This window comes from Nitratireductor aquimarinus (assembly GCF_017255295.1).
Lineage (GTDB): Bacteria > Pseudomonadota > Alphaproteobacteria > Rhizobiales > Rhizobiaceae > Nitratireductor > Nitratireductor aquimarinus.
On record NZ_JAFKDE010000004.1, the window covers coordinates 316,428 to 342,656 of the forward strand.

Genomic DNA, 26,229 nt, shown 5'->3' on the forward strand with positions numbered 1-26,229 from the left:
AAGGAGTTTCCGATGACGCAATCCACCTGCGACACGCTTTTGACAAACGCTTTGCTGTTCGATGGCCTGGGGGGGCAACCGACCCGCGGCGGCGTGGCACTCTGCAATGGCCGCATCGCCGCGGTCGGCGACGTTTCCGGCTGGCAGGCAAAAGAGACAATCGACCTCGACGGCCTCAGCCTCGCACCCGGCTTCATCGACGTTCACACCCATGACGATCTCGCTGTCCTGAACGACAGCGCGATGGAGCCCAAGATCACGCAGGGCGTGACCAGCGTGATCGTCGGCAATTGCGGCATCAGCCTCGCGCCATACGCAAAGCCCGCCGAACTGGTCCCACCGCTCGGCCTTCTCGGCACGGCGGAAGACTATCGTTTCGGTTCCTTTGCCGCCTACCGCAAGGCGGTGGATGCAGCCGGCGTCGCCGTCAATGTGGCCGCCCTTGCCGGCCATGGCACGCTGCGCGCCATGACGCTCGAAGACACGGATGCGCCCGCCTCCGAAGGCCAGATCGTGGCCATGCGCCTCCTGCTCGAAGAAGCGCTGGAGGCAGGCGTTCTGGGCCTCAGCACCGGCCTTGCCTATCCGGTCGCCCGCCACGCACCGACCGATGAGGTCGTGGCGCTCTCACAGACACTCGCCGCCTTCCCCGGCGCGCTCTACGTCACCCATATGCGCGATGAACGCGACCGGGTGGAAGAATCCGTCGGCGAGACGATTGCCATCGGTCGGCGCGCCGGCGTCCCGGTGGTGATCTCGCACCACAAATGCATCGGCCGCCACAATTACGGGCGATCGAAGAAAACACTGTCAATGATCGACAGCGCGCTTCGCCATCAGGACATCGCCATGGATGTCTATCCCTATGAGGCAAGCTCGACCGTGCTCCTGCCGGAGCTGACCCGTCATGCGGAGCGCATTCTGGTCATCGATTCCGCCGCCCATCCCGAGTTCAACGGGCTGGAGCTTTCCAAAGTCGCGGAGAAAATGGGTTGCGATCAGGAAGAAGCGGCCCGCAGGCTTTCGCCCGCACGCGGCATCTATTTCCAGATGTCGCCGGAAGACATCAACCGCATCATGCAGCACCCGCGCACCATGATCGGCTCCGACGGCATCCCCGGCCCGCAGGCCCATCCGCGCCTCTGGGGCACCTTCCCCCGCGTGCTTGGCCGCTATGTGCGCGAAGATGGCGTGCTGCCGCTGGAAGAAGCCATCCGCAAGATGACCTCACTGCCCGCCCAGATCTTCGGTTTCGCCCGGCGCGGAAGGCTGCAGGAAGGCTTCCACGCCGATCTCGTCGCCTTCGATGCCGACACGGTTCTGGATCTTGCCGATTACGACACGCCAGACCGCCCGTCGGCCGGCATCGAGCATGTGTTCGTCAATGGCGTCGCGGTGCTCGCCAATGGCGCGGTCACCGGCGCGCGCGGCGGGCGTTTCGTGGCGCGTGGCGAGGCCTGACCGGCAGGAAGAGCGTCACCCTTCCCGGTGCAGTTCCTGGCAGGCCGATTTCAGAATCCTGATGAACATTTCCTCGGCGTTGGAGATCGCACGGTTCTCCGACGTCAGCGCCGTGATCGAGAATTGCAGGTTGGGCACCAGCGGGCGCAGCCGCACGCCGCGCGTGTAGCGCGCTGAAAACTCGTCCACGATGGCGCAGCCCACGCCCTGGCTGACACAGGCCGCCGCCACCGAATAGGTGTGCACCGAAATCCGCGGCTCATAGGGCAGGCCCTCCTCGTCGAAGGCCGCCTTCAGGAACACGCCCACGGGCGATTCCTTCTCAAGCCCGACAAAGGACTGCATGTCGATCTCGCTCAGATGCACCGGCGAAGGATCGAACGGCCTGGCGGGATCATCCGTCTCCAGATAGGTCAGGCTCATCGTGCCCACCGTGGTGGAGCTGATGCCCGGCGTCTCAACGATGTTGAAGGCCACCGCCAGATCGAGATCGAGCGCATGAAGGCGCTTCAAAAGCACGTCATAGTGATGGGTGAACAGCTCGATCTTGAAGCCTTCCCAGTGACGGGGCAGGTTCGACATCACTTTCGGCGCAAGCCCCACGCCAAGACTCGGCAGAAAGCCCACCCGCAGCACATCGTCGGGATTGCGCCCCAGATTGCGCGCGAGCGTCCGGAAACGCTCCAGCGCGCCATGCACATCCACGGCCTCGGCAAACAGAAGCTCCGCCTCGCGCGTCGGCACAAGCCGCTGCTTCACGCGATCGAACAGCTTGAAGCCGAGAAGCGATTCCGCGTGCTTCAGCGTCCGGCTGAGCGCCGGCTGCGAGACATTCAGCCTTTCAGCCGCAGCATTGATCGACCCGGCCAGACGGATCGCGTGAAAAACCTCTATGTGCCGTAGATTCATTAAGCCCGATTTGCTTCTGCGTGTTCCCATCCGCAGTCTTGTGGCTGCGCTTGCCGGTAATCATACACGCTCGCCGGAATGCCATGCACAAAAACTTTCCGGCGCAAAAGAATTCATAAACAACTTTAGGTCACACATTGGTCCCGAGTGTATTTGTATTCAACCGGGGCGCGTAATTGTCCGTGAGTGAAATCCGTCCATTGGAGCGTGATGACATTTCCGCCATTGCGGAGATGTTCCAGCGCATATTGCGCAAGGGACACGGCCCCGCGCCGCTTGGCGCGCGCGAATATCTCGAGACACTCTTTCTCGACCCGCCCTACCACGACGACGACATCCATTCACTTGTGCATCTTCGCGAAGACGGCACGGTCAATGGTTTCATGGGCGTGCTTCCCATGCCCTTCGTCTATCAGGGCAAAACCCTGAAGAGCGCCATCGGCGGCAGCTTCATGGTGGATGGTCACGAACAGGATCCCTATGCCGGCGCGCGCCTTCTACGCGCCTTCCAGTCCGGCCCGCAGGATCTCTCACTGACCGAAACCGCCAATGATGTTTCCACGACCATGTGGCGCAAGCTGCGCGGCACGATCCTGCCGGATTACAGTCTCGAATGGCTGCGCATCCTGCGCCCGGCCGGCTTCATCGCCGCCATGGCCGCGTCCGCCTTCGCGCCTGCCGCCATCGCAAAACCGCTCGCACGGCCCTTCGACGCCCTGCTGCGGCGCCGGGGCGCACCGCCCCAATGGACCCATGTGTCGGATGCGGAATTTGCGGGCAAGACACTTGCCACCGAGGACGCCGATGCGGCTGAAACGGTGTCGCTGTTCCAGCAATTCGTCTCCGCCTTCGCCCTGCATCCTCAATGGACGGAGAGCGCGCTTCAACGCATGGTGCATGAATCGCAGCGCAAGGCGGATTACGGCGCGATGGTGCGCCGCAAGGTGCTCTCGCGCGGCGGCAAGCCGGTCGGCCTGTTCCTCTATTACGGCGATGCGGGCGGCATCGGGCGCGTGATCCAGATCCTGTCTCTGCCCGGTCAGGAAGGCCCGGTCATCGACGCAATGCTGGCGGACGCGACCGAACGCGGGCTGGTGGCTCTGCGGGGGCGCGGACAGCCTACCCTGATCAACGCCATGCTCGGTCGCCGCTTCGCATTCATCCATGCGTCCTCCAGCATTGTTCATGCGAAAGACAAGACGCTGCTCGAACCGTTCATCAAGGGGCAGGCTTTTTTCAACGGCTTTGCGGGAGAATCTTGGACGCGGCTTCTTGGGGACCGTTTCGATTAAAGCAATTCCAGGAAAAATGGGCACCGGTTTTCCGTCCGGAATTGCGGAAAAGCAAAAAACTGGAGCGCTTTCGCGATTCAACGAAAAGCTGCGAAAGCGGAACCGGGCCAAATGGCCCGCAGGGGTGGTTTGTAAATGTGCGGAATAGCGGGTTATTGCGGAGCGGGTCTTCACCCGCAGGAAGCTGAAAGGCTTCTTGCGGCCATGTCCGCCACAATCGCCCATCGCGGTCCGGACGAAGCCGGCATCCACGTGACAGAAGATGTGGGCCTTGCCCATCGCCGTCTTTCCATTGTCGATCTGGCGGACGGCCAGCAGCCCATGACGAGTGCCGACGGGCAGCTCCACATCACCTATAATGGCGAGATCTTCAATCACGTCGAACTGCGCCGGGACCTTGAAAGCCGTGGTCATCGCCTTCGCACGTCAAGCGACACCGAAGTCATACTGCACCTCTACGAGGCGTTCGGGCCAGATTGCGTTGAGCAACTCAATGGCGATTTCGCCTTCGCGATCCATGATGCGCGCCGCAAGCGCCTTTTCCTCGCCCGCGACCGCATGGGCGTGCGCCCGCTTTACTACACATGGCGTCAGGGCCGGTTCCATTTCGCGTCCGAGATCAAGGCGCTCCTTACCGTTCCCGGCATGGAGGCGCGGCTCGACCCCTTCGCGCTCGGCCAGATTTTTACGCTCTGGGCTCCCATTCCACCGCGCACAGCGTTTGAAGGCGTCAGCGAACTGCCGCCGGCGCACTGGATGATCGTCGAGAATGGCGCGGCCCGCACGCAACGCTACTGGGATCTGAATTTCTCCGATGTCCGGCACGACCGTACCGGGGCAGAGCTGGCGGAGGAGACCCGTGCGCTTCTGGAAGACGCAACGCGCATTCGTCTGCGCGCCGATGTGGAGGTGGGAACCTACCTGTCGGGCGGGCTCGATTCCTCCATCATCGCCGCACTCGCCAAGCGCATGGCGCCCGCCGGCCTGACCAGTTTCGCCGTCACCTTTTCCGATCCTGCCTTCGACGAAAGCGCATTCCAGAACGAGATGGTGCGTGCGCTCGGCACGGAGCATCACACTGTCGATTGCGACATGGACGAGATCGCCACCGTGTTTCCGCAGGTCATCCGCCACACGGAGCAGCCGATCCTGCGCACCGGTCCCGCACCACTCTACCGGCTGTCCGGTCTGGTGCGCTCGAAAGGCATCAAGGCGGTCCTTTCCGGCGAAGGAGCAGACGAGGTCTTTGCCGGTTACGACATTTTCAAGGAGGCGCGCATCCGGCGCTTCTGCGCGCGCCAGCCCGGTTCGCAATTGCGGCCGCACCTGTTCCGCCGCATCTACCCCTATCTCTCCAATCTGAAGCGCCAGACACCGGATTATCTCGCCGCCTTTTTCGGCGTTGCCGGCGACGATCTGAACGATCCACTGTTCTCGCATCGTCCCCGCATGCGCAGCACCGCCGGTACGAAGCTCTTCTTCTCCGATGCACTGAAGACAACGCTCGGCGATTATGACGCGGCAGACGAACTCGCAGCCACACTGCCCGACGCCTTCAGTGAATGGCACCCGCTGCATCAGGCACAGTATCTGGAAACCCGCTTTCTCCTGCCCGGCTACATTCTCTCCAGCCAGGGCGACCGCATGGCGATGGCGCACGGGATCGAAACACGCTTCCCCTTCCTCGACCACCGGCTGGTCATGCATGCCGCGCAGATACCGGCAAGCATCAAGCTCAGAGGGCTCAGGGAGAAGCATCTTCTGCGCGAGGCAATGCGCGATGTCGTGCCGCCACAGATCGCCGACCGGCCCAAACAGCCCTATCGCGCGCCAGAGGCCAGCGCCTTCACCGATCACGCGCAGGCCTATGTGGAAGAAGCATTCGAGAAATCGGCGCTGGAAGAAAACGGAAACTTCCACGTTGAAAAAACAGCCAGATTGTATAAAAAAAGCCGGCTAAATAGTTTCACCGGTTTTCGAGACAACGCAGCATTCGTCGGCATTCTGTCGACACAGCTTTGGTCCCAGCAGTTCGCCAGGCCGGTTCGGATAACGGATCAACCTCTGGCGGTTCGTGCCTGACCGTGAAAGGAAGCACCATGCCCCAGTCCATCAATGCCGATATCCGCGCCTTCATTATCGAGAACTTCCTGTTCGGCGATGAAGCAGACGCCCCGGAAGACGATGTATCTCTGATCGAGAACGACATTGTCGATTCCACCGGCATTCTGGAGATGGTCTCGTTTCTCGAGGAGCACTTCGCCATCGATGTCGCCGACCCGGAGATCGTGCCGGAAAACTTCGACACGATTGCCCGCTTAAGCGCCTTTGTCGCGGGCAAGAAGAAGGCCAGGGAGACCGCGCCAGCCGGCGCATAGGAGCGACGCAATGCGCGTTGAGACCTTACTGAAAGACCGTGCAGGGCTTGCCCCCTCCGCCACTGCGCTTGTCACGGGACCGGACCGGTTAAGCTACGCCGATTTCGACCGTCTGGCCGACCGTCTGGCCGGGGCCTTATGCGCCCACGGGGTCGAGCCCGGCGACCGGGTTGCGCTTTGCATGGACAATTGCCGGGAGATGGCCATCGCCATCTTTGCCGGTCTCAGGGCCGGCGCGACGGTCGTTCCGGTCAACCCCGGCGTCAGGGCCGAGGGCCTCGCCCAGATCTTAATGGACTGCACGCCAAAAGCCCTCATTCATGAGGCCAGGCATGGCGGCCTCGTGAACGAGGCGATTGCTGCGGCGGGCCACACGCCCCTTTCCATCGTCGCCCGGACGGACATCGTCACCCGGACGGACAGGGCCACGCTCAGCGACGCGATTGCCTTCGACACCTGCCTCGATTTAGAGGCGCCCTTACCCGCCCGGCAGGAAAACGACCGGGATCTCGCCTTTCTGATCTACACCTCCGGCTCATCCGGCAGGCCGAAGGGCGTGATGATGAGCCACCGCAATGTCGATGCGGCAGCGGCGATGATCGCCGATTATCTGGAAAACGACGACAGGGACGTGGTGCTTTCCGCACTGCCGCTTTCCTTCACCTACGGGCTGTATCAGCTTCTCGTAGCCGTGCGCAGCGGCGCGACGCTCGTTCTGGAAAAGAGCTTCGCCTTCCCCCACGCGGTTCTGGAAAAGGCGCATGCCGAAGGCGTTACCGGGTTTCCCCTCGTGCCAACCATGGCGGCCATGCTCGCCACGCTCGAAGGGCTCACGCCCGACCGGCTACCGCCGCTGCGCTACATCACCAATGCCGCGGCCCACCTGCCGCCCGCCCACATTCAGGCGCTGCGCGCCCTTTTCCCGGCAGCGCGCATCTACTCCATGTACGGTCTCACCGAATGCGCGCGGGCAAGCTTCCTTGCACCGGAAGAGCTCGACCGTCATCCCACCTCCGTCGGCAAGGCCCTGCCGGGCACCGAGGCCCTTGTCGTCGATGAAGACGGCAACGAAGCCGAGGCGGACGTCACGGGCGAACTCGTCATCCGCGGACCGCATGTCATGCAGGGCTACTGGAACAATCCGGAAGCAACCGCGCTTGCGCTGCGCAATGCGCCCGATGGCAGCGGCAGGAGGCTCCACACGGGCGACCTCTTCAAACGCGATGCGGAAGGCTTCCTCCATTTCGTCGGCCGCCGGGACGAGGTGGTGAAGATCCGCGGCGAAAAGGTTTCGCCCAGACAGGTGGACGCCGTTCTGGCCGCCTGTCCCGGCGTGCGCGAGGCGCTTTCCTTCACCACGCCCGACCCCGTCTTCGGCCACCGGCTCAACGCGCTGATCGTCGCCGACGATCCCGGCCTCACCGGACGCATGCTCGCCCGGCACTGCAAACACCGCTTACCGGACACGATGGTCCCGAAGTCATTCATTTTCCAGGCGGAACTGCCGAAAACGGCAAACGGAAAACCCAGCCGCCGCCTCGCCGCCATGGAGGCCCTGAAAGCATCATGAACGACATGAACATCAGCTTTTCCATCGACGATCTGAAGATCGATCCCGCCGCTGAAGCCCAGCGCATCGTCACGGCGCTGCGCAGCCAGCTGCGCAGCAGACTGCGCAAGCGGGGATTAGTGCTCGGCCTGTCCGGCGGCATCGATTCCAGCGTCTGCGCGGCCCTTGCCGCCCGTGCGCTCGGGCCAGACCGCGTCTTCTGCCTGTTCATGCCGGAATATGATTCCGATCCGGAGAGCCTGCGGCTCGGCCAGGAAGTCGCAACGACGTTCGGTCTCTCCAGCGTGATCGAGGATATCGGCCCGTCGCTCGCCGCCATGGGCTGCTATGAGCGCCGCGACGCCTTCATTCGCCAGGTCGTGCCGGACTATGGCGCAGGCTGGTCGATGAAGATCGCCATCGCCAATGCGCTCACCACCAAGGCCTACAACATCTCCTATCTGGTGGTGCGGCGGCCCGACGGCACGGTCGAGAAGCACCGGCTCCCGCCAGAAGTCTATCTCGGCATCGTCGCCGCCACCAACATGAAGCAGCGCACCCGCAAACAGCTCGAATATTACCATGCCGACCGGCTGAACTATGCGGTCATCGGCACGCCCAACCGGCTGGAATATGATCAGGGTTTCTTCGTGAAGAATGGCGATGGCGCAGCCGATGTGAAGCCCATTGCCCACCTCTACAAGTCGCAGGTCTACCAGCTCGCGAAATATCTCGGCGTACCCGCCGAAATCCGCCGTCGCATGCCGACGACAGACACCTATTCGCTCGCCCAGTCACAGGAGGAGTTCTATTTCGCGCTCCCCTATCGCGAGATGGATCTGTGCCTCTACGGGCTCGACCACGCCATTCCGGCCAAGAAGGTCGCCTGCGCCACCGGCCTCAGCGAGCGGCAGGTGGGGCTTGTGTGGCGCGACATTGCCGCAAAACGCAAGGTCGCCCACTATCTGCACCTGCCCCCGCAGTTGGTCGAGGAGATCGACGCCCCCTGATCAGCCAGCCTTTTTGGCCGCGAGCAGCGAAGAGCCGGGGAAACGCAGAAGCATGCCGAAGAGATCGCGCGGTTCATCGGGGTCGGCCAGAAGGTCGAGTTCGATGAAGTGATCGGTCTCGCGCACGCGGTCATAAACATAGCGCAGCGCCGAGAAATCCTCCGTCGCGAAACCGACGGAATCGAACAGCGTGATCTGGCGCGGCTCGCGACGCCCCTTCACCTTTCCGGCAATCACCTGCCACAGCTCTTCCACCGGGTGATCCTCCGCAAGCTGCTGGATCTCGCCCTCAATGCGCGTCTGCGGCGGATACTCCACGAAAATGTCGGAGCGGGTGAGAATGTCGCGATGCAGCTCGGTCTTGCCGGGGCAGTCGCCGCCCACCGCGTTGATGTGCACGCCGGAGCCAACCATGTTGTCGGTCAGGATCGTCGCATATTGCTTGTCGGCGGTCGCGGTGGTGATGATGTCCGCGCCTTCCACGGCCTCTTCCGGCGTCTTGCAGGCGGTCAGCTCGAAACCCAGCCCTGAGAGATTGCGCAGGCACTTTTCCGTCGCGCCGCCATCAACGTCATAGAGCCGCAGCCGGTCGACGCCGAGTGCCGCCTTGAAGGCCATCGCCTGAAACTCGGACTGCGCGCCATTGCCGATAAGCGCCATGGTGCGCGAGCCCTCAGGCGCAAGATACTTCGCCGCCAGAGCAGATGTCGCCGCCGTGCGCAGCGCCGTCAGGATCGTCATTTCGGTGATCAAAAGCGGATAGCCATTGCCCACATCGGCATAGACGCCGAATGCCGTCACCGTCTGCCGTCCCTCGCGGGTGTTCTTGGGATGACCGTTCACATATTTGAAGCCGTAATGCTTGCCGTCGCTCGTCGGCATCAGCTCGATCACGCCTTCGCGGCTGTGCGCGGCCACACGCGGCGTCTTGTCGAAATCCTCCCAGCGGAGAAAATCTTCCTCAATGTAATTCGTCAGCTCCGCCAGAAAGCGTTCCACGCCGATTTCCAGCACCAGCTCCATCATGTGATGCACACTGACGAAGGGAACGAGGTTCAGCTTGTCGATCGAAGGGGTGTAGGTCATCGTCAATGGCTCCTGGTAGGCCGATCCATGATGCGCCGGCCAAGCAGACTGGCTGTGAGGTCGACAAGCAGGGTCGCCGTGCGACCGCGCTCATCGAGGAAAGGGTTGAGTTCCACGAGGTCGAGGCTGGTGACGAGACCGCTGTCGTGCAGCATCTCCATCGCCAGATGGGCCTCGCGGAAGGTTGCGCCACCGGGCACGGTGGTGCCCACCGCCGGCGCAATGGCGGGATCGAGAAAGTCCACGTCGAGGCTCACATGCAGGCGTCCGCCCTCGGCGGCCACCCGCTCCAGAAAGGCACGCAGCAGCGGCGCAATCCCATGCTCATCGATGGCGCGCATGTCATGAACGGTCACGCCCGCCCCGCGCAGCGCGGTGTGCTCCGCCGGGTCCACGCTGCGCAGCCCAAGGGTGCAGATGCGGGTGGGATCGATGGGTGTGTGAAGGCGCGGAAAGAAGCCGTCAAAACCCGCCTGCCCGCTGGCATAGGCGAGCGGCACGCCATGCAGATTGCCGCTGGCGGTGGTGTCGAGCGTGTGGAAATCCGGATGCGCATCGAGCCAGAGAACGAAAAGCGGCCTGTCGGCCTCCGCCGCCCGGCGCGCCATCCCGGCAAGGGTGCCAGCCGCCATGCTGTGATCGCCGCCAAGAAAGATCGGCATGCCGTCTTCGCCTGCGGCGTAAGAGGCCTCGCTGATCGCATCCGTCCAGGCGACGATCTCCGGCAGCGCCTTCAGCGCGGGGTTGCCATGCGGCTTCACATTCTGCGGTTTTGGAACAACGGTTCCGAGATCGGAAACCTGATGGCCGAGCTCGCCAAGCGCCGCCACGAGACCGGCCGTGCGCAAGGCGCTCGGTCCCATTTCGCAACCCATGCGCCCGGCGCCATCCTGCACCGGAATACCCAAGATCTTGCAATGCATAGCGCCACCGACCCATCGAACAGTTCCCATTATTCGACCCCGGATCGTCGGCAGAATGAACAAACCAAATTGCCAAAAATTTCATAAGCATTTATCATTTTGCTAATTATGGATTTCATTTTGCACAATCATGGATGAACTCGACGAACGCCTGATCACCCTTCTGCGCCATGATGCGCGCCGCAGCATCTCGGATCTGGCGATGGATCTGGGCGTGTCGCGCGCCACGGTGCGCGCCCGTATGGAGCGGCTGGAAAAGGCCGGTCACATTGTCGGATACACGGTCATCCTGCGGGCCGACACGGTGGAAGCGCCGGTGCGCGGCATCACCATGGTGGAGATCGAAGGGCGCTCCGCCGACCGGGTGATCCACGCGCTTGAGGGTTTTCCGGAAGTTTCCGCCGTTCACACCACCAATGGCCGCTGGGACATCGTGGTGGAGCTCGGCGCGTCCACACTGACCGATCTCGACGCGGTGCTGCGCCGCATTCGCCTCATTCCCGGCATCATGAACAGCGAAACAAGTCTGCTTCTGGCCACCCCCCACAGCACCCGCGCGCGGCTGTGATCGAGCACCTGCCTGCACCTGTCCGCACCGGGCTTATTCTGGCTTATTCGGGCTTATTCTGGCGTTAACCCGGCAAAGCTAACCTGCACTCCCCTGCCCCTTTCCAGAACCGGCGAGCAAGCGACGATGCATTCAAGACCCTCAGAAACAATCCGCTGGGGCATCGTCGGCGCCGGCGTCATGGCCGAGCAGTTCGCCAGCGATCTGGCACTGACGGAAAAAGCCGCACTCACCGCCGTTTCCTCCCGCACGCCTGAAAAGGCCGCAGCCTTTGCCGCGCGGCATGGCAATGTCACGGCGCATGCCGCTTACCAGGCGCTTCTTGGCGACCCTTCAGTGGACGCGGTCTACATCGCCACCCCCAATGACACGCATTTCGAAATCGCCCGCGCCGCCATCGAGAGCGGCAAGGCGGTTCTGGTCGAGAAGCCGCTGGTGACCACCAGCCGGGATGCCGCCCGGTTGGCGACACTTGCCTCGGAGCGCGGTGTCTTTCTGATGGAGGCCATGTGGACGCGCTTCCTGCCGGCCATCGCCAAAACCAGGGCGCTGATCGGGGAAGGCGCAATTGGCGAGGTCACGCGCCTGCGCGGCAGCCTCGCCTTCCACCACCCTTACGATCCCGAAAGCCGCTTTTATTCCAGAGCCCATGGCGGCGGGGCCATGCTCGATCTCGGCATTTACGGCATCTCGCTCGCCCGCTTCCTGATGGGCGAGCCGCTGGAAGTTGATGGCGAATGGCGACAGGCCCCAAGCGGCGTCGACAAATCCGCATCGGTGACGCTTCTGTTCGACCGGGATGTCGAAGCGCACCTCTCCTGCTCCTTCGAGCATGAGGGCGACAACTGCTTCATCATCGAGGGCAGCGACGGGGCGCTGGTTTTGCAGCCCCCCTTCATTGCCGCAAACGCCGTCCTGCATTGCCGCAACCGGCTTGCAGCCCGCCTTGCCGCCTTTCCCGGCCAGTCGGCCCTGTCCCGCGCCATTCGCAAATTCGCGCGAGGCGCGCCATTGCCGGGCATCCACCGGCACGCTTTTCCCCGCGCGGGATACGGGCTTCAGTATGAAATCGCGGCGGTCGGCGACGCTCTCCGCGCCGGCCATACACATGACCGGCGCAGCGCCCCGCTCGACACGGCGCGCACTCTGGAAATCATCGAAACGGTTCTTGCCGAGCAAAACCGGAAGGGTTGAGGACCGCTCAGTCCTTCTGCGCCTCCGGCTTGAACGCAAAATGCGTTTTCGGCGTGTAATCATGCTCGCCGGCGCTCAGCGCCAGAACGAGCTCGGTCAGGTGCAGGGCCACCTTTCCTGAATAGAAGGGCATGCTGCCGCCAGAGAGCGCCTTCGCCTGCTCTGCAACGCCCCGGGCAAAATCGATCCGCGAGGGATAGGCAGGCAGGGCCTTGCCATCCTTCGGCGCGGTGCTCGCAACGCGCCGGCCGGGCGTGATGCGCAAAGGCAGGGTGCGCCCGATGCGGTTTTCGATCCCGTCAAGAACCTTCTGCAAAAGGCTGCGCTCACGCCCCGGCGCTGAAAGATGGATTGCGGAATTGTCGTCCCACAGGTCGCGCAGGATCATGCTTCCACGGTCGCCAAGCACGGTGAGCGAGCGGTCGCGCGGTGCTGCCAGCCCACAGGTGATCCGTGCCTTGACCCCGCTCTCGAAGGTCATGATGCCCACGGAGAAATCCGGGGCCAGCGCCTCGCCTTCAAGCTCCGGCCCCTTTTCGGCAAAGCAGAGGGCGGATGACGCCGACATATGCACAACGGGGCCGAACAGACCGACCAGCCAGCTCATTGCATAGCCGGCATGCTCCAGCGTGCACCCAACCTTGAACTCCTCGGCGCCCGGCCAGCGCGCGCCAGAGCGGCTGCGCCAGCTTCGCCAGTCGGCGCGAAACACGGGACCGTCTTCCATCTCGGCATAGACCAGCCGGGGCGCGCCAATGTCACCGCGCGCCAGGATCTGCGAGAATGTCCGGTAGGCCGAGCTCAACCCGTTGGCGGGCGCAGTGCAGAGAATGAGGCCGCGCTTTTCGGCCAGCGCTGCAAGCTCCATGGCCTCATCCAGCGACATCGCCAGCGGCTTCTCGCAATACACATGCTTCCCCGCTTCAAGACAGGCGCGGTTGATCTCGTAATGGCTTTCCGTGCTCGTCAGATTGACGACAATCGCAACATCAGGATCGCTCAGAAGTGCGGGCTGATCCTCATAGGCGCGCACACCATGAAAGGCGCAAAAGCGCTCCAGCCGCTCAGCCTTGCGGTCCCAAACACCGGCAAGTTCAAGCCCGGGGTGGTTGGCCAGCGTGGTCATATAGTAATCGGCAACAAAACCGGTGCCGATGAATGCGATTTTTGTCATGGGAGCGCCTCAATTTGAGACGGCTTACAATTACCCGCCTAAGTTTTCCAGAGGACGCCAGTCTAGTTTTCCAACTCCCCGATCATGCGCAGCACATCATCTTCTGCCCGATGTCCGCCGAATTCTTCAACAATTCCAAAGGCTCCACCATAGCCCCAGATAGACCAGGAAAAGCCACGCTCCTCGGCCTGCGCGATCATGTCACGCATATAGGCCGCTCTCCATTCGGCGGGCATCACATCCGGGTTCTGATATTCCTGACGGATCATCCCGAACTCACCGAGAATGATGTTCGCAGGATCGACGCCATACTTCGCCGCCCAGTCGGCAACGATGTTGAAGGGGGCCGCCATTTCGGCTTCCAGTTCCTCCTTCGTGTCGACACCGGCGATCAGCTCGTCCAGATAGGCCAGCATGCCGGCGCGGCGCAGGAATGGCGCGTCGTTGCGAATGCGTTCGCGCGCCTTCTCAATGGCTTCGGCCAGTGCTTCCGGGTGCGCATGCGGCGGATAGGGAACGCGCGTCACATAGCGGATGAAATCGCCGGCCCACAGCGCCCCCTGCGAGGTCAGGACAAACGGCGCATAGGAGTGAAAGCCCCAGAGAATGTTGTCGTCGGGAATGGTGTTCGGGTTGAGCGCGGCAAGCCCTTCCGCCGTTCCCCAGCACGCGCCGGACAGTATCAGCGTCGTGCGTGGAGCCGACGAGCGCGCAGCGGCAAAGAGCCTGCCCAGCTGCTCGTCCCAGGCAGCGCCTTCCGCGCCCTCGCAGCCCGTCACCGGCTCGTTCAGAAGCTCGAATGCAACCATGGCCGGATCTTCTGCGGCGAGTGTCCGCCCCATCTCGCGCACCAGGTCCAGATAGCGCTCGAACAGGGCCTCGTCGCGCAGGATCTCCTCAACGCCTGCAAAGCGGTCCGCGCCGCGCGGAATGGGATGCAGATCGACGATGACCTTGAGGCCCGCCGCATTGATCGCGCGCGCGCCTTCGAGAACGGAAGCAAACAGCCTGTCGCGGAAGCCAGCCGATTTCGGCGACAGGAACGGGATCGGATCGACCGGCATGCGCACGAAGTCGAAACCCGTCTCCTTCAGAAGCGCCAGATCTTCGGCATCGATCTTGCGACGCCATTCGGGATAAGGCAGGAGCACGTCGTCCCGCGTCCACTCCGCTTCATCGGGCCATGTGTCCCAGATGTCGAGGTTGACGCCACGGGCAGGCGCAAACGTCGCCGCCTCAAGCGGTCCCGCGAAACAGGCCAGAAGGCCGGCAGCCGCAAGAAAGCCCCTGAACCGCATTGTTCTGCCCACCATGGCGGCGCTCCCCTCTCCGATCCTTCCGAGCGCGCATCAGCGCCCACGGCATACCAGTGGGTATCAGCCCCGGATTAACGAAATATAGCGATTTGCTTGCATACGGTGCACGCGCCGGTTGCGACCGGCAAAAGGCATTTGCGCAAGGGAAAGATGATGACGGTGACTGACCAATGGCGGCCTGAAACGGCAGCCGGGGGATTTACGCGCGATGACGAAGACATCGCTTTCTACACGCGCATCAACGCCCTTGTCCGCCCGGACATGGTGCTGGTCGACCTCGGTGCGGGACGCGGTTCGCGCTTCGATGAAGGCACCTCTCCCTTCCGCAAAGATTTCTGCAATTTCCAGGGCAAGGTGAAGCACGTGATCGGCCTCGACGTCGATCCGGTGGTCATGGAACACCCGCATCTGGACGAGGCGCATGTGATCGAGCCGGGCGGCAGGCTGCCGCTGGCGGATTCGAGTGTCGACATCATCGTGTGCGAATGGGTGATCGAGCATGTCGAGCATCCGCAGGAATTCGCCGACGAGATCCACCGGGTGCTGAAGCCCGGCGGCTGGTTCTGCGCCCTGACGCCAAACAGCTATGGCTATGTGGGCATCTCGAACCGCATCATCCCCGACAGCGTGAAAGACCGGCTGATGCGCCTTGTCTGGCCGGAGCGGCCGCATGAGGACGTGTTCCCCACCTTCTACCGCATGAACACGATGGGCAGTGTCCGTCGCGCCTTCGGCGAGGAGAAGTGGACGCATCACGGCTACACGGCCAATGGCACGCCGCGCTACCACGGCAACACCGCAATCGGCTTTGCTGCCGTCGCCTTCTTTCAGGCGATCATGCCGCCGCCGATGCGGACCAATCTTCTGGTGTTTTCGCAAAAGCGTCCAGACGCCGCATCAGCGCGCGCAGAGACTGCAAAGGCAGCCTGAAATTCCGGAAATTTCGCCCCAAATTTCGTCATTCCGGGCAAAATTTCCGAAAAAATCACCGAATGAAAGAATTCGGGCGGCCAGTGGGCCGCCCGTCAAAATCAGTGGATCGCCTGCGCCCGGAAGTCACCCGGCTGGCCGCCATTGGCGGCATCCTGTTCGGCCTGACTGGCAAGCCCGGCGGCAACCACCGAAACACGGAACGTGCCTTCCAGCTTGTCGTCAAAGATCGCGCCGACGATGATCTCGGCGTCGTCGCCGACCTCTTCGCGGATGCGGGTCGCGGCTTCGTCGACCTCGAACAGCGTCATGTCGCGGCCGCCGGAGATCGAGACCAGAACGCCGCGGGCGCCCTTCATGTTGGCCTCGTCCAGAAGCGGGTTGGCGATGGCGGCTTCAGCAGCCTTCATCGCGCGTGCGTCGCCCGTTGCCTCGCCCGTGCCCATCATCGCGCGGCCCATGTCACGCATGACGGAGCGGACGTCGGCGAAGTCGAGGTTGATCAGGCCTTCCTTGACGATCAGATCCGTGATGCAGCGCACGCCCGAATAGAGAACCTTGTCGGCCAGCTCGAACGCCTCGGCAAACGTGGTCTTGGCGTCGGCAATGCGGAACAGGTTCTGGTTGGGAATGACGATGACCGTATCGGCGGCCTGACGCAGAAGTTCGATGCCCTGCTCGGCAATGGCCATGCGGCGATTGCCCTCGAAGGTGAACGGCTTCGTGACGACAGCCACGGTCAGGATGCCGGCATTGCGCGCGGCAGCGGCGATGACCGGCGCTGCACCCGTGCCGGTGCCGCCGCCCATGCCGGCGGTGACGAAGCACATATGGGTGCCCGACAGATGATCCATGATCTCGTCGATGGTCTCTTCGGCAGCAGCCTGACCGATCTCCGGCAGCGAGCCCGCGCCGAGACCCTCGGTCGAATTCGCGCCCAGCTGGATCAGCCGTTCGGCCTTGGACATGGTCAGCGCCTGCGCATCGGTGTTGGCGCCGATGAAGTCCACGCCCTGCAGATTGTGCGCGATCATGTTGTTGACGGCATTGCCGCCACCGCCGCCGACACCGATGATGGTGATCTTGGGGCGCATTTCAGAAATTTCGGGCTTCTTCTCGTCCGTCATTGGGCCTTGGTCCTTCCTGGGGGCAAGCGGCGACAGCGAATCGCTCCGCCCGCGCGTCCGCCTGAAGGAATCAGAGTGCGCCGGCTTGTTCAAGTGTGCGCTACGCCCTGAACACCCGGAGTTTACAGCTCTGATTCAAATGTGATGACGGCCTGTAACGCTTTCAATGGCGGCTCACGCATTATCCGCCTCGACACCCTCACGCAGCGTCCTCAAGACATCCGGGTCCGCCGACTGGACGCGGCTCCAGTTGGGGATGAAGGGCGTCTCCATGGGATGCTCGAGAAAGGTATGGCCCGCCTCGACGATGTTCGCGGCAAAAAGCTCCACAGCCTTTTCCTCCCTGTGTCGGTCCACATGGAGCCCGTTCATCACCGCGTCGTTGTAGTAGCGCTCGATCAGGTCGAGCGCGAGGCGGTAATAGGTGGCTTTCAGGGTGCGGAAATGCTCCTGGCTGAAGACGACGCCATCGGTGGCGAGCTTGCGGAAGATCGCCTTGGAAATGTCGATGGACATGCGCGAGAGACCGCGTGCGGCATCCTCCGCCGAAAGCGGCTGGTGCTTGTGGTCGTAACCGTCGCAGATATCCACCTGGCAAACCGCATGGCGGCCGAGATTGCGCCATGCCTCGGACAGGACACCGATCTCCAGCCCCCAGTCGGAGGGGATGCGGATATCCGGCAGAATGGAGGTGCGCATGGCGAATTCACCGGCCAGCGGGTAGCGGAACGCCTGCAGGTATTCGACATAGTCGCTGTGCCCGAAGGTGCGCTGAAGGGCGAGCAGCAGCGGCGCAATGAGGAGCCGGCTCACGCGGCCATTGAGCTTTCCGTCCGCAACGCGCGGATAGTAGCCCTTGCAGAACTGATAGGGGAAGGACGGATTGGCCAGCGGATAGACCAGCCGCATCAGCATTTCGCGCGTGTAGGTGATGATGTCGCAATCATGCAGGGCCACCACATCGCTGTCCTGGCAGGCAAGCGTATAGCCCATGCAGTACCAGACATTGCGCCCCTTTCCAGGCTCCTCGGGCGCAAGCCCGAGAGCGGCGAGACGCTTCTGGACCGCCTTCAGGCGCGGCCCGTCATTCCAGAGGATCGAATGGCGCTGCGGCAGCCGGGCGAAATATTCCTGCGCGAAATGGAACTGCTCTTCACTGGCGCGGTCGAGGCCGATGACGATGTGATTGATGTAATCAACCTCACAGAGTTCATCGACGATCCGCCCCAGCGCCGGCGCTTCAAGCTCGGAGAAGAGCGACGGCAGGATGAGTGTGATCCTTCGCCGTTCGGCGAAGAGCCTGAGCTGGCGTTCCATCTCTTCCGGCGTGGTCGTGCCGAGATTGTGCAGCGTGGCCACGGTGCCGCTCTGCTGGAAATCCGACATGGCGCTCCTCCCTATTCCGGTGCGTTCAACAGTGCGAGGATTTCCTCGTTCCAGCCTTCAGGTCCGGGAAGCCTTGCCCATCGTATCACCCCACCCTCTACCGGTGCGAACGGGGCGAGACCGGCATGGGCCGGATTGGGTATGACAATCCCGATATCGACGCTCTGCAGCATGGCGACATCATTGGGCGCATCGCCCAGCGCTACGCTGACCAGAGCTTCGTCTTCCGTGCGGTAGCGGGCAACAAGTTCGTCCACCCGCGCGCCCTTCGTTCCGCCGAAGGAGAGCGTGGCAAAGCGCCCGCCCTTTTGAACGGTGACGCCGTTCTCCTTCAACGCGGCACAGAAATCTGCGTAGCCCTCTTCCGTGCCGTTCCAGAGACCGGGTTCCGAAAAAGCGCGCTGTTTCGCGCGCGCGGCAGCCTCCATACTCAGGCCGGTGCGGGCCGCAACCTCTTCTGCGCTCCAGTCGGAAAAGCCGGTGAAATGCCGGCGCAATTCTGATGGAAGCGCATCCAGCGTGCGCATGAGGCGTTGATGTCCGGACGCCACGGGCTCGTCACCAGCCTCGTGCTCCGGCGGCAGAATGCCAGCGCCGTTTTCCACGATTGCAGGACAGTCGGAAAAGCCGGCCGCCTGCCGGATCGGCGCGACCTCGGCTGCGGTCTTGCTGGATGCAAGGATGAGGCGGTGCCCTTCGGCCCGCAACCGCGCAAGCGCCGGGCGGGCTGCATCGAAATCATAGGTCTCGTGGTCGAGCAGCGTTCCGTCCAGATCGCTGAAGACGATGAAGGACCGCCGGGCGCTCATGAGACCTGCCGCCGGTTGGAGATCCAGCGCGTCTGGTAGGGGGCAAAGGCGATATCGCCGGCAAGCTGCGCCACCGGATCGCCGGTCAGGAGATCGTGCCAGTCATCGCCCTCGATCAGGTTCAACGTCATGGACGGCACGTTGCGCTCCTCATTGGTGAGATTGGAAATGGCAAAAATGCTCTGCGAGCGGTCGAGGCTCTGCCGCCAGAAGCCGAAGAAGGCGTCGCCGAGCTGAAGGGTGAACTGGGTGGCGTTGGGATGGAAGGCCGGCTGCGCGGAGCGCACACACACCATGGCCCTGAGGCGCGAAAGGACACGCGCCGGTAAGGTCTGCGGATCGTCCAACTGCTCCCGTAACGCGGCATAGTCGAGTCGTCTGCGGTTGATCGCACGGTTGTAACCAAGCTTCTCGACCCCGTCATAATCGTTGCGGGTGGCGAGCAGCGCATGAATGTAGAAGGCTGGAACGCCCTCAAGCCCCATAACAATCGCCTGGCTGCATAAGAAGCGCTCGAGCTGGTGATCGTCGACGCCCTGATGTGTGCCGGCAAACGCGTCGAACAGCGCCACGTTCAATTCGTAGGGGCGCTCGCCATCCGGCCTTGCGTAATAGGATACGCGACCGCCAAAGCCCTGCACCGTTTCGATGACCCGTGCGATCTCGTCTTGCGGGATCAGCCCCTCTGCCGGGCGCAGGCCGATGCCGTCATGCGAGGCGGAGAAATTGAAATAGGTGCAGCCGAGCTGGGCCGGTGGCATGGCCATCTGCCAGGCGTTCAGATATTTCGACGTGCCGCCCAGAAGCGCATGCAAAAGAAGCGGCGGCAGCGCGAAGTTGTAAATCATGTGCGCTTCGTTGCGATTGCCGAAATAGCTGAGATTCTCGACATTCGGGACGTTGGTCTCGGTGATGAGAACGATCGGCTCTTCGCGGTAATCGCACAGGAGACGGATCAGCCGGATGATCTCGTGCGTCTGGCGCAGATGGATGCAGGGCGTGCCGACCTCCTTCCAGAGAAAGGCCACCGCATCGAGGCGGATGGTGCGCACGCCATGCTCGATATGCCCGCGTATGATGTCGAGAAACTCCAGCAGGACACGCGGATTGGCAAAGTCGAAATCCACCTGATCGTGACTGAACGTGCACCAGACATAACGGCTGCCGCTTTCGGTCCTGAATTCACGCAGCAGCGGATGCGTGCGCGGCCGCACCACAGCGCTCAGGTCGTCGTCGGGGCTTGCTTCCTTGAAAAAGCCGTTCCACGGCTCGTGGCCCTGAAGAAAATCGGAAAACATGCGGGCCTGGCTCGAACAGTGGTTCATCACCAGATCGGACATGAGGCGGAAATGCCCGGCGATGCGGGCGATGTCCGCCCAGTCGCCCAGCTGGCTGTTCACCTGACGATAATCCGTGACGGCAAATCCATCGTCGGAGGTGAAAGGGAAGAAGGGCAGGATGTGAATGCCGGTGAAGACGCCCGCCAGATAACGGTCGGAGAAATCGTGGAGCAGATCGAGCGGCTTGTGCTCGCCATCGACAAGCGTGTTGCCATAGGTGATGACGTAGTTGTCCTTCTCGCTCCACAGTGCGTTTGCGGGAAGACGGCCGCGCCTGCGCGGCGCACTGGCCGCGCCGAAGAAAGCCCTTTCGGCGCTGGTTGCCAGTTCGGCGGGATCGTGATCCGGATAGATGGAGGCGAGAAGCTGGCGCAGACCGTTTCGCAGTCTGGCGGGCGCGGCCGCCCGGGGCTGGCGCGCTGCTTCTCTCACAGTCATGGGCTGAACCGGCCATGTTGCATTGCAGCATGATGACGCGGGACGGCGACGATGACAAGAGGCCGCACGGGAACCGACTGCAATTGCGGATGCGTCACCGGCTGAAGCCGTTTATAGAATGGCCTCATGCGCATTCTCGATATCAAGACATTCGTGGCGCTCGCCCGCAACCGGCATTTCGGCCGCACGGCGGAAGAGCTGAACACGACACAGCCGGCGATTTCGAGCCGGCTTGCGGCCATTGAGGCCGAACTGGAAAGCCGGCTGATCAACCGCGGGGATGGCAGCTTTGCGCTGACCGCCGATGGCGAGCGCGTGCTCCAGAGTTTTGAGGCGATCCTTGGCGATATCGACCAGTTGCGGGGCACGCTTCAGGGCGACGCCGTGCCGGCGCTGGAGCCGCTGCGGATCGGGGCAATCGATTCCGTGTCATCCACCTGGATGCCGCATCTGATCGACTCGCTGCACCGGAGCTTTCCGAACCTGAAGATCGAACTGACGGTCGACGGCACGAAACATCTCGTTCAGGGCATGACCAAGGGCGAGTTCGACGTGATCTTCTCGCTGCACCCGGTGCTGGATGACGGTTTCCGAAGCTTCACTTCCTGCGTGCTGCAGATGGTGTGGGCGGGTTCGCCCAAGCTGATCGACCCGAACAGGACCTATAGTGTGGCGGAGCTGGCGAGCCTGCCGATCATCAGCTTTCCGAAGAATTCGCCGCCCTACCAGATGATCGCGCCCTATTTTCACGACGAGCAGGCGCTGGCCTCGAAGCTGACCACCTGCAACTCGCTCTATGCAATCATCAACCTGATCATTGACGGGTTCGGCGTGGGCGCGATCCCTGCCGTGACCATCAGGCGCGAGTTGAGCATGGGGCTCCTGCATCAGGTGCAGGTGTCGAAGCGCTTTCCTCCCATGCACATCGTGGCCAGCTATCAGGCCTCGACCCATCAGGACTTCATCCGCAAGGTCATCAGCCAGGCGCGTATCAGCGCCGCGCGGTTCTGCGCCAGTGTGGAACCGGACATGGCCTGGATCGACTGATCCCGGCAGGAAACACAAAAAGCCCGGCATCGCTGCCGGGCTTTTTCATATCCGTGCCGTTGCGACTCAGGCCACCATGATGTGGCGGGCCTGCGTGTATTCCAGCAGCGACTGCATGGAGAGATCCGAGCCATAGCCGGAGTTCTTCATGCCGCCATGCGGCATCTCGGTGGCGAAGACGCCATGGGTGTTGACCCAGGTGACGCCGTATTCGAGATCGTTGGCAAGACGCAGCGCGGCGCCGGTGTCACGCGACCAGACCGACGAGGCAAGGCCGTATTCCGAAGCGTTCGCCCAGCTCAGCGCCGTGTCCGGTTCATCGAACTCGGTGAGCGTGACGACGGGGCCGAACACCTCTTTCTGCACGATCTCGGCGCCGATGGGCGCACGCACCAGCGTCGGCTCGTGGAAGAAGCCTGCGCCATCCGGCTTGTTGCCGCCAGCGACGATGTCCGCACCCGATGCGCGGGCGCGCTCGACGAAGCCGGCAACGCGCTCCTGCTGGGCGGCGCTGATCAACGGGCCGAACTCAACATCCTCACGCTCCGGCGCGCCGTAAACGAGGCTGCCGATCATGGCGGACAGCTTGTCCGTCAGTTCATCGGCAATCGCCTTGTCAGCGAAGACGCGGCAGGCTGCGGTGCAGTCCTGACCGGCATTGTAGAAGCTGGCCTCGCGCATCGTGTCGACAACGCTGTCGAGATCGGCGTCCTTCATCACAATGACCGGGGCCTTGCCGCCAAGCTCGAGATGGGTGCGCTTGATCTGCTCGCCGGCAGCCGCCTTGAGGATGGCGCGACCGGTGCGCACATCGCCGGTCAGCGAGATCATGCGCACGAGCGGATGGGTGATGAGCGGCTGGCCGACATCCGGGCCGTTGCCGCAGATGACATTGACGACGCCGGCGGGCAGAACCTCGTTGAGGATCGCGGCCAGACGCAGAAGGCTGAGCGGCGTGTTTTCCGATGGCTTGATGACCACGGTGTTGCCCGCGCCGATGGCCGGGGCAAGCTTCCATGCGGCCATGAGCAGCGGATAGTTCCACGGCGCGATGGACGCGATGACGCCAAGCGGATCACGGCGCAGCATGCTTGTCATGGTGTGGGCGCGATAACCGTCTGCGGCGACGCCCGGCATGTTGCGCACGGCGGTCGCATAGAAGCGGAAGACGTCGGCCACATTGGCGAGTTCGCCGGCCTCGACGAAGCGGCGCGGCTTGCCGGCGTTCAGCGATTCAACCTCGGCGAGACGGGCTGCGTTTTCCTCGATCTTGTCGGCGACGGCCCACAGCATGCGGCTGCGTTCCTTCGGCGTCGTGCGGCGCCAGCGCTGGAACGCGCGGTAGGCGGACTGCACGGCGGTGTCGATCTGGCCTGCGCTGGCCGAGGCGACACGGGCGAGCTCGGTCCCGCGTGCGGGATCGAATGCGGTTTCCTCCGCGCCCTCACCGGCGACGAACTCACCATCGATGAAAAGACGTGTTTCAAGGCTGCTCATGCGTGTCTCCATTCGCTCAAGGGCGATCGGTTTTCAAAACTGTATGTGAATGCGTCCGGCAGAACGCGGCCGAAGCCGCTATTCCCCTTCGGACAGAACGCGCAGGCGCGCCGGATCGATGGCGAGGCCAACCGTCTCGCCGCGCTCGAAATCGAGATCGTGCGGGGCCAGAACGCGGATTTCTTCCTTGCCGATCTGGATCACGTAGCGATTGCGCGCGCCAAGATAGACGCGGGTGCGCACCTTGCCCTCGATGACGCCCTCGCCCTTCGGCTTGATGGCCACATCTTCCTGACGCAGTGCGACGACGGCCGGACCTCGGCGCGTTTCGTCCTTGCCGACCGGCAGGGTCTGCCCGTCGGCAAGTGTTGCCACCGGCCCGCCAGCTTCTTCGGTAATGTTGGCCGACACGAGGTTGGCCGCACCAAGGAAGCTCGAAGCGTAGCCGGTGGCGGGTTGGGCGTAGATCTCGCGGGGAGCCCCCTCCTGTTCGATCTTGCCCTTGTTCAGAAGAATGATGCGGTCCGAGAGGCTGAGCGCCTCTTCCTGATCGTGCGTGACGAACAGGGTGGTGAGGCCGAGACGCTTGTGGATCTCGATGAGCTCGACCTGCATGTCTTCGCGAAGCCGCGCGTCGAGGTTGGACAGCGGCTCGTCGAGAAGCAGGATCTGCGGACGCGAGACGATGGCGCGGGCGAGCGCCACGCGCTGCTGCTGGCCACCGGAGAGCTGGTTGGGCCGGCGGTCGGCCAGATGGCCGAGCTGCACGGTCTCCAGCGCATCGCGCACCTTGTCGCGCTGCTCGTCAAGCGTGCCGATGCGGCGCATGCGCAGCGGGAAGCGGACATTCTCGGCAACGCTCAGATGCGGCAGAAGCGCGTAGGACTGGAACATCATCGCGATGTCGCGCTTCTCGGGCGGCAGGTCGGTGACGTCGCGCCCGCCGATCTCGACAGTGCCGGAAGTGACGCTTTCGAGACCCGCAACGATGCGCAGAAGCGTGGTCTTGCCGCAGCCGGAGGAGCCCAGAAGGCTGACGAACTCGCCGGATGCGATATCGATGGAGATGCCGTGAAGAACCTCGACCGGGCCGAAGGATTTCTTGATGGCGTTGAGACGGACTTCAGCCATGGATCAGGTGCTCGCGAAACGGTGCAGGCCAAGCATCCGGTCGATCACGAAGATCAGAAGGACGGTCAGGCCGATCATGATGGAGGAAACGGCAGCCACCGACGGGTCGGGGCTGAACTCGAGCTGGCCGTAGATCTGCACGGGCAGCGTGGTCATGCCGGGCTTGCGCAGGAACAGCGCCAGAACGGCCTCATCGAAGGAGATGTTGAAGGCGAAAAAGGTGCCTGCCGCAAGGCCGGGAAGGCACTGCGGAAGAACCACCAGCCGAAGCCGCTGGAAACGGCTCGCGCCCATGGTCTGCGCCGCTTCCTCGAGGAAGGGATTGGATTCCGACAGGACCGCCAGCGTGGTGCGGATGACATAGGGCGTGGTGATGATCGTGTGGCTGACCCACAGGGTGAGCACCGACACCGGCCCGAAGATCGCGCTCCACAGCATCAGCATGCCGATGGCGTAGATGATGGTGGGCAGAACCAGCGGCGACAGAAACAGCGTCGAAAGCAGGCCCGAGAAGGGCAGCTTGCGCCGGTGGAGCGCGATGGCCGCCGCACCGCCCACGAGACAGGAGGTGACGGTGACCAGAAGCGCCACCTGGATGCTGATCCAGGCCGCATTGAGATAGGCGTCGGACGACAGGACCGCCTCGTACCAGCGCAGCGAGAAGCCCGTTGGCGGGAACGAGATGAACTGGCTTTCCGAAACGGACACACCAACGATCACGACCAGCGGGGCGAGAAGGAAGATGCCCGTCAGGACGACGAAGGCGACAGCGCCGATGCGCAGCGGAGTGGAAACGGCTCTAACCATTGGAGCGCCCCGAAAGTCTGGCATAGGGCATCAGGAGAACGATGATGCCGAGGAACAGGATGACAGCCTGGGCTGCGGCGAAGGGCCAGTCGAGCGTCTGCGTGACCGAACGGTAGATGGACGCGGCCAGAACCTGAATGCGGGCGCCGCCCAGAAGGTTCGGCGTGACGAACGAACTTGCCGAAAGCGTGAAAACCAGGAGCGAACCGGCGACGATGCCCGGCACCGAAAGCGGCAGGACGACCGTGCGCAGGGTCTTCAGGAAGGAACAGCCCATGGTGCGCGCCGCCTCTTCAAGCCGGCTGTCGATGCGGGTGATGACGCCGAGGATCGACAGGGTCATGAAGGGCAGAAGCACCTGCACCATGCCGATGACGATGGCGGTCTCGGTCTGCATCAGGCTGAAATTGCGCCCGACGAGGCCAAGGTCACGGAGGACCTCGGGCACGAGGCCGCTGCGGCTCAGAAGCACCATCCAGCCGAAGGTACGCACAACAACGGAGGTCATCAGCGGCAGGATCACCATGATGACCAGCCAGAGCCGCAGCTTCGGGCTGACATGCGCCATGATATAGGCCATCGGGAAACCGATCAGCGCGCAGATGAGCGTGATGATCGCCGACAGGCGCACGGTGCGCCACAGCACATTGAGATAATAGGGGTCGCTCAGGAAGCGGGTGAAATGGGCCAGGGTCAGCCCGTTCTCGCCCGAGACAGACAGCATCAGCATCTGTGCAATCGGCACGAAGAAGGCGAGCACCAGGAGCAAGAGGCCCGGCAGGATCAGAAGCGAGTTTTCCGCGCGGTCTGTCATGGTCGTCCTTGTTTCAGCTTGCATTGGACCGGTGAAGGCCCAG

23 protein-coding genes are annotated in these 26,229 nt (G+C 63.0%); 10 read left to right on the top strand and 13 right to left on the bottom strand.

Annotated elements, in window-relative coordinates:
* Positions 1–12: 12 nt before the first annotated feature.
* Positions 13–1,461 (top strand): N-acyl-D-amino-acid deacylase family protein, encoded by a 1,449-nt coding sequence (locus JYP46_RS08830; protein WP_206547879.1) that lies wholly within the window; start codon positions 13–15, stop codon positions 1,459–1,461.
* Between the two features lie 15 nt (positions 1,462–1,476).
* Here JYP46_RS08830 and JYP46_RS08835 read toward each other — a convergent pair whose 3' ends face one another.
* Positions 1,477–2,370 carry a LysR family transcriptional regulator gene (locus tag JYP46_RS08835; RefSeq protein ID WP_206544264.1) on the bottom strand — a complete coding sequence of 298 codons (894 nt, stop codon included), beginning with the start codon at positions 2,368–2,370 and terminating at the stop codon, positions 1,477–1,479.
* A gap of 182 nt (positions 2,371–2,552) precedes the next feature.
* On the opposite strand from JYP46_RS08835, the gene JYP46_RS08840 reads away from it, so the two are divergent.
* The 5 genes from JYP46_RS08840 to nadE all read left to right on the top strand — a co-directional run bounded on the left by JYP46_RS08840 (position 2,553) and on the right by nadE (position 8,599).
* Complete coding sequence (locus JYP46_RS08840; RefSeq protein ID WP_222473981.1) at positions 2,553–3,662, top strand: hypothetical protein; 1,110 nt, start codon at positions 2,553–2,555, stop codon at positions 3,660–3,662.
* Between the two features lie 135 nt (positions 3,663–3,797).
* The gene (gene asnB, locus JYP46_RS08845; RefSeq protein WP_206547880.1) at positions 3,798–5,744 is read left to right on the top strand and encodes an asparagine synthase (glutamine-hydrolyzing); all 1,947 of its coding nucleotides are present in this window, start codon (positions 3,798–3,800) and stop codon (positions 5,742–5,744) included.
* A 17-nt stretch (positions 5,745–5,761) separates the two neighbouring features.
* Positions 5,762–6,040, top strand: a complete 279-nt coding sequence (locus JYP46_RS08850) for an acyl carrier protein (protein ID WP_113153047.1) — start codon at positions 5,762–5,764, stop codon at positions 6,038–6,040.
* A 10-nt stretch (positions 6,041–6,050) separates the two neighbouring features.
* Complete coding sequence (locus JYP46_RS08855) at positions 6,051–7,610, top strand: class I adenylate-forming enzyme family protein (RefSeq protein ID WP_206547881.1); 1,560 nt, start codon at positions 6,051–6,053, stop codon at positions 7,608–7,610.
* Positions 7,607–8,599 (top strand): NAD(+) synthase, encoded by a 993-nt coding sequence (gene nadE / locus JYP46_RS08860; RefSeq protein ID WP_206547882.1) that lies wholly within the window; start codon positions 7,607–7,609, stop codon positions 8,597–8,599. The genes JYP46_RS08855 and nadE overlap by 4 nt, the downstream gene beginning before the upstream one ends.
* On the opposite strand, the gene JYP46_RS08865 is transcribed toward nadE, so the two are convergent.
* Together JYP46_RS08865 and rocF are read right to left on the bottom strand one after the other, a co-directional pair.
* On the bottom strand, positions 8,600–9,685 hold the full coding sequence (locus JYP46_RS08865) for an ornithine cyclodeaminase (protein WP_113153050.1): 1,086 nt from the start codon (positions 9,683–9,685) through the stop codon (positions 8,600–8,602).
* A 2-nt stretch (positions 9,686–9,687) separates the two neighbouring features.
* Complete coding sequence (rocF, locus tag JYP46_RS08870) at positions 9,688–10,608, bottom strand: arginase (RefSeq protein WP_206547883.1); 921 nt, start codon at positions 10,606–10,608, stop codon at positions 9,688–9,690.
* Between the two features lie 130 nt (positions 10,609–10,738).
* Between rocF and JYP46_RS08875 the strand changes: the two genes are divergently transcribed.
* A complete protein-coding gene (locus JYP46_RS08875) occupies positions 10,739–11,176 on the top strand; it encodes an Lrp/AsnC family transcriptional regulator (RefSeq protein WP_113153052.1) in 438 nt (145 codons plus the stop codon).
* Positions 11,177–11,302: 126 nt separating this feature from the next.
* Positions 11,303–12,370, top strand: a complete 1,068-nt coding sequence (locus JYP46_RS08880) for a Gfo/Idh/MocA family protein (protein WP_206547884.1) — start codon at positions 11,303–11,305, stop codon at positions 12,368–12,370.
* A gap of 7 nt (positions 12,371–12,377) precedes the next feature.
* On the opposite strand, the gene JYP46_RS08885 is transcribed toward JYP46_RS08880, so the two are convergent.
* Positions 12,378–13,544, bottom strand: coding sequence for a Gfo/Idh/MocA family protein (locus JYP46_RS08885; protein WP_206547885.1), 1,167 nt, complete (start codon positions 13,542–13,544; stop codon positions 12,378–12,380).
* 62 nt (positions 13,545–13,606) lie between these two features.
* On the bottom strand, positions 13,607–14,857 hold the full coding sequence (locus JYP46_RS08890) for a glycoside hydrolase family 5 protein (protein WP_206547886.1): 1,251 nt from the start codon (positions 14,855–14,857) through the stop codon (positions 13,607–13,609).
* A gap of 156 nt (positions 14,858–15,013) precedes the next feature.
* On the opposite strand from JYP46_RS08890, the gene JYP46_RS08895 reads away from it, so the two are divergent.
* Complete coding sequence (locus tag JYP46_RS08895; protein ID WP_206547887.1) at positions 15,014–15,790, top strand: class I SAM-dependent methyltransferase; 777 nt, start codon at positions 15,014–15,016, stop codon at positions 15,788–15,790.
* A 101-nt stretch (positions 15,791–15,891) separates the two neighbouring features.
* On the opposite strand, the gene ftsZ is transcribed toward JYP46_RS08895, so the two are convergent.
* The 4 genes from ftsZ to JYP46_RS08915 form a co-directional block, all read right to left on the bottom strand.
* Positions 15,892–16,917, bottom strand: coding sequence for a cell division protein FtsZ (ftsZ, locus tag JYP46_RS08900; protein ID WP_206544271.1), 1,026 nt, complete (start codon positions 16,915–16,917; stop codon positions 15,892–15,894).
* A 174-nt stretch (positions 16,918–17,091) separates the two neighbouring features.
* Positions 17,092–18,303, bottom strand: a complete 1,212-nt coding sequence (locus JYP46_RS08905; RefSeq protein WP_206547888.1) for a glycosyltransferase family protein — start codon at positions 18,301–18,303, stop codon at positions 17,092–17,094.
* 11 nt (positions 18,304–18,314) lie between these two features.
* A complete protein-coding gene (locus JYP46_RS08910) occupies positions 18,315–19,112 on the bottom strand; it encodes an HAD-IIB family hydrolase (protein WP_206547889.1) in 798 nt (265 codons plus the stop codon).
* Entirely contained in the window at positions 19,109–20,890 is a 1,782-nt protein-coding gene (locus JYP46_RS08915; protein WP_206547890.1) for a sugar phosphorylase, read from the bottom strand. Before JYP46_RS08915 ends, JYP46_RS08910 begins: the two co-directional genes overlap by 4 nt.
* A gap of 126 nt (positions 20,891–21,016) precedes the next feature.
* Between JYP46_RS08915 and JYP46_RS08920 the strand changes: the two genes are divergently transcribed.
* Complete coding sequence (locus tag JYP46_RS08920; protein ID WP_113153060.1) at positions 21,017–21,937, top strand: LysR family transcriptional regulator; 921 nt, start codon at positions 21,017–21,019, stop codon at positions 21,935–21,937.
* Positions 21,938–22,003: 66 nt separating this feature from the next.
* Here JYP46_RS08920 and JYP46_RS08925 read toward each other — a convergent pair whose 3' ends face one another.
* The 4 genes from JYP46_RS08925 to JYP46_RS08940 all read right to left on the bottom strand — a co-directional run bounded on the left by JYP46_RS08925 (position 22,004) and on the right by JYP46_RS08940 (position 26,186).
* Positions 22,004–23,434, bottom strand: a complete 1,431-nt coding sequence (locus JYP46_RS08925; RefSeq protein WP_206547891.1) for an aminobutyraldehyde dehydrogenase — start codon at positions 23,432–23,434, stop codon at positions 22,004–22,006.
* Between the two features lie 78 nt (positions 23,435–23,512).
* On the bottom strand, positions 23,513–24,565 hold the full coding sequence (locus JYP46_RS08930) for an ABC transporter ATP-binding protein (RefSeq protein ID WP_113153062.1): 1,053 nt from the start codon (positions 24,563–24,565) through the stop codon (positions 23,513–23,515).
* Between the two features lie 3 nt (positions 24,566–24,568).
* On the bottom strand, positions 24,569–25,372 hold the full coding sequence (locus JYP46_RS08935; protein WP_113153063.1) for an ABC transporter permease: 804 nt from the start codon (positions 25,370–25,372) through the stop codon (positions 24,569–24,571).
* The gene (locus JYP46_RS08940) at positions 25,365–26,186 is read right to left on the bottom strand and encodes an ABC transporter permease (protein ID WP_113153064.1); all 822 of its coding nucleotides are present in this window, start codon (positions 26,184–26,186) and stop codon (positions 25,365–25,367) included. Before JYP46_RS08940 ends, JYP46_RS08935 begins: the two co-directional genes overlap by 8 nt.
* Between the last annotated feature and the right edge of the window lie 43 nt (positions 26,187–26,229).

Bases quoted from the DNA above. Each gene is read 5' to 3' on its own strand.
- JYP46_RS08895 (WP_206547887.1), top strand. From the start codon at position 15,014: ATGACGGTGACTGACCAATGGCGGCCTGAAACGGCAGCCGGGGGATTT.
- JYP46_RS08915 (WP_206547890.1), bottom strand. From the start codon at position 20,890: ATGACTGTGAGAGAAGCAGCGCGCCAGCCCCGGGCGGCCGCGCCCGCC.
- JYP46_RS08875 (WP_113153052.1), top strand. From the start codon at position 10,739: ATGGATGAACTCGACGAACGCCTGATCACCCTTCTGCGCCATGATGCG.
- JYP46_RS08905 (WP_206547888.1), bottom strand. From the start codon at position 18,303: ATGTCGGATTTCCAGCAGAGCGGCACCGTGGCCACGCTGCACAATCTC.
- JYP46_RS08865 (WP_113153050.1), bottom strand. From the start codon at position 9,685: ATGACCTACACCCCTTCGATCGACAAGCTGAACCTCGTTCCCTTCGTC.
- JYP46_RS08885 (WP_206547885.1), bottom strand. From the start codon at position 13,544: ATGACAAAAATCGCATTCATCGGCACCGGTTTTGTTGCCGATTACTAT.
- JYP46_RS08830 (WP_206547879.1), top strand. From the start codon at position 13: ATGACGCAATCCACCTGCGACACGCTTTTGACAAACGCTTTGCTGTTC.
- JYP46_RS08910 (WP_206547889.1), bottom strand. From the start codon at position 19,112: ATGAGCGCCCGGCGGTCCTTCATCGTCTTCAGCGATCTGGACGGAACG.
- JYP46_RS08935 (WP_113153063.1), bottom strand. From the start codon at position 25,372: ATGGTTAGAGCCGTTTCCACTCCGCTGCGCATCGGCGCTGTCGCCTTC.
- rocF (WP_206547883.1), bottom strand. From the start codon at position 10,608: ATGCATTGCAAGATCTTGGGTATTCCGGTGCAGGATGGCGCCGGGCGC.
- JYP46_RS08835 (WP_206544264.1), bottom strand. From the start codon at position 2,370: ATGAATCTACGGCACATAGAGGTTTTTCACGCGATCCGTCTGGCCGGG.
- JYP46_RS08925 (WP_206547891.1), bottom strand. From the start codon at position 23,434: ATGAGCAGCCTTGAAACACGTCTTTTCATCGATGGTGAGTTCGTCGCC.
- asnB (WP_206547880.1), top strand. From the start codon at position 3,798: ATGTGCGGAATAGCGGGTTATTGCGGAGCGGGTCTTCACCCGCAGGAA.
- JYP46_RS08890 (WP_206547886.1), bottom strand. From the start codon at position 14,857: ATGGTGGGCAGAACAATGCGGTTCAGGGGCTTTCTTGCGGCTGCCGGC.
- JYP46_RS08850 (WP_113153047.1), top strand. From the start codon at position 5,762: ATGCCCCAGTCCATCAATGCCGATATCCGCGCCTTCATTATCGAGAAC.
- JYP46_RS08880 (WP_206547884.1), top strand. From the start codon at position 11,303: ATGCATTCAAGACCCTCAGAAACAATCCGCTGGGGCATCGTCGGCGCC.
- ftsZ (WP_206544271.1), bottom strand. From the start codon at position 16,917: ATGACGGACGAGAAGAAGCCCGAAATTTCTGAAATGCGCCCCAAGATC.
- JYP46_RS08940 (WP_113153064.1), bottom strand. From the start codon at position 26,186: ATGACAGACCGCGCGGAAAACTCGCTTCTGATCCTGCCGGGCCTCTTG.
- JYP46_RS08920 (WP_113153060.1), top strand. From the start codon at position 21,017: ATGCGCATTCTCGATATCAAGACATTCGTGGCGCTCGCCCGCAACCGG.
- nadE (WP_206547882.1), top strand. From the start codon at position 7,607: ATGAACGACATGAACATCAGCTTTTCCATCGACGATCTGAAGATCGAT.
- JYP46_RS08930 (WP_113153062.1), bottom strand. From the start codon at position 24,565: ATGGCTGAAGTCCGTCTCAACGCCATCAAGAAATCCTTCGGCCCGGTC.
- JYP46_RS08855 (WP_206547881.1), top strand. From the start codon at position 6,051: ATGCGCGTTGAGACCTTACTGAAAGACCGTGCAGGGCTTGCCCCCTCC.